We start from the raw sequence: 2,291 nt of genomic DNA, 5'->3' as shown, positions 1-2,291 counted from the left end.
TTATGCCAGGGCTGTGCAAACAGATTGGCACGCGATTCCACCATGCCGGTCTTCGGCTCTGCTGCCCCGTAGACGACCCGCTTCACTCGCGCGTGGATCAAGGCGCCACTGCACATCATGCAGGGCTCCAGCGTCACATACAGCGTGCAATCGTCGAGACGATAGTTGCCGAGTCGGGCCGCCGCCGCGCGCAAGGCCTGCACCTCGGCATGTGCCGTCGGGTCCGGGGTGCTGACCGGCGCATTGTAGCCAGTGCCGATGATGTCGCCCTGGGGATTGACCACCACCGCGCCGACAGGCACCTCGCCAGCCTCGAATGCCAGCCGCGCCTGATCCAGCGCTCGGTGCATATAGTAATGATCCCCACGTGGCCCACTCCGGGCCTGCGGCGCTATCGCCAACTCGTCACTCACCGTTGTTCTCCGGTATCCTGAGGCCATTGTTTCGCTCACCATGATAACGGCTTGGCGCTCGCGCTTCCTCCTGCATTGCCACCGTGTGCGGTCTGGCACTGCTCCGAGCGCCCGCCCCTCAGTACAAGGATAGATCCATGACCCAAACAGCTACTGCGCCTCTTGAGGCACTGGTCACCCTGCTGGGTCTTGAGACCCTGGAAGAGAACCTGTTCAGAGGGCACAGTCAGGACCTCGGCTTCCCTCAGCTATTTGGTGGACAGGTACTCGGACAAGCGCTGTCCGCAGCGACACGCACGGTACCGGTCGAACGCCAGGTCCACTCTCTGCATGGCTACTTCCTGCGCCCGGGCGATGCCCACAAGCCTGTCATCTATCAGGTTGATGGCGTGCGTGATGGCGGCAGCTTCACGACCCGACGCATCAGTGCCATCCAGAATGGCAAGACCATCTTCTTCTGCAGCGCCTCCTTCCATGGCAAGGAGGCAGGCTTCGAGCATCAGCTCGCCATGCCCGATATCGAGCCCCCTGAGCAGTTGATCGAACAGGGAGCACGCATCGAGCGCTACGAAGGCCATCCCATCGAGTTCCTGCGCCTGAAGGCGCCTAGCTTGGCGAGTGATGATGCCTGCCCACCGCCACGCCAGCGGCTGTGGTTCCGACTGGCAGGCGAGCTGCCGGAAGATGATGCCCTGCATCGCTACCTGCTGACTTACAGCTCCGACTTCAATCTGCTGGCGACAGGCCTCGGCGGACATGGTGTGCAGTTCGGTTCGCCCGAACTGCAAATGGCGAGCCTGGATCACTCGCTATGGTTCCACCGCGATGTACGCGTCAATGATTGGCTTCTCTACGAGATGGATAGCCCGTGGGCGGGAGGCGCACGCAGCTTCGCTCGCGGCAGCCTCTACAACCGGCACGGTGAACTGGTGGCATCCAGCGCCCAGGAAGGCCTGACACGCCTGCGCAAACGTCCCTGAACGAATCGCCCTGTGCGAATTGTCCTGAGTGAATCGTCTTGAACAACAATGCCCCTCTTGAGAATGTCTCAAGAGGGGCATTGTCATTTTTGGCTGCGTCTATCTACAACCTACAACCTACAACCTACAACCTACAACCTACAACCTACAGCGCTGAGAATAGCGCACTGCGATTCACTATTATCGCGTCAATAGGGGAGTCACTTCAGTGCTGTCCTGACGCGCGTGCAGTTTTCATCCCGGTAGCGCTGCTTGTAGTCATTGCGCTGGGACTGCCAACTTCGCATCTGGCCCGACGACCCGCCGCCGCGACGCCTATCGGTATAATATTCGATCTTGTCCTTGATGAACTGACAGCGCTCTATCTTCCTCTCTCGCTCCCCGGCAGATGCCATTTCTGACGACATCAGCCCCAACAAAAGAGCCATCATTCCTGCCAATAGAAGTCTTGATAACGAATATGAAAAGCCCCTCGACATGCCGCCTCCTTGCGCCTGTTCATGGATAGCTTCAATGAGTGATATTCAATGACAGCGCAGACACCAAGCAGGTGCTGCAACAGTAAAGATATCTCTCAACAGCGTGGAATGCCTGTCGATCAAGTACACTCAATAGAGAGCCAGCACGCTTTCCCAGTGATACTGATCCATATACAAGGATGCCTCTATCACGATAATGATAGAGGCATCTTTGTATCATATAGCTCATATAGCTCATATAGCTCATATAGCTCATGTGGCTATGTCTTGTGCTGTACGCATTTACCCCAGCACGGCAGTTCTTGCGCCAACGTTTCCTGAGCACAACTTTTTCTGACCACAAAGAGAACCGCCCCTGCAGCATGGCTGCAGGGGCGGTTCGGGATAAGTGCCTGACGATGACCTACTCTCACATGGAG

3 protein-coding genes are annotated in these 2,291 nt (G+C 57.6%); 1 reads left to right on the top strand and 2 read right to left on the bottom strand.

Going from position 1 to position 2,291, the window contains the following annotated elements; translation table 11 throughout:
* Positions 1 to 350 (bottom strand): nucleoside deaminase (locus tag AC4FAH_RS09855; protein ID WP_490245962.1); only part of this gene is annotated, 350 nt, incomplete at its 3' end.
* A gap of 200 nt (positions 351 to 550) precedes the next feature.
* On the opposite strand from AC4FAH_RS09855, the gene AC4FAH_RS09850 reads away from it, so the two are divergent.
* A complete protein-coding gene (locus AC4FAH_RS09850; protein WP_153636549.1) occupies positions 551 to 1,393 on the top strand; it encodes an acyl-CoA thioesterase in 843 nt (280 codons plus the stop codon).
* A gap of 200 nt (positions 1,394 to 1,593) precedes the next feature.
* On the opposite strand, the gene AC4FAH_RS09845 is transcribed toward AC4FAH_RS09850, so the two are convergent.
* The gene (locus AC4FAH_RS09845; protein WP_153636550.1) at positions 1,594 to 1,872 is read right to left on the bottom strand and encodes a hypothetical protein; all 279 of its coding nucleotides are present in this window, start codon (positions 1,870 to 1,872) and stop codon (positions 1,594 to 1,596) included.
* Positions 1,873 to 2,291: the final 419 nt, after the last annotated feature.

The organism is Cobetia sp., from assembly GCF_983723665.1.
Note: the sequence above shows the minus strand (reverse complement) of the source record. Positions and strands in the feature narration are given on the sequence as shown.

Coding starts and splice junctions, on each gene's coding strand:
- AC4FAH_RS09850 (WP_153636549.1), top strand. CDS start 551: ATGACCCAAACAGCTACTGCGCCTCTTGAGGCACTGGTCACCCTGCTG.
- AC4FAH_RS09845 (WP_153636550.1), bottom strand. CDS start 1,872: ATGTCGAGGGGCTTTTCATATTCGTTATCAAGACTTCTATTGGCAGGA.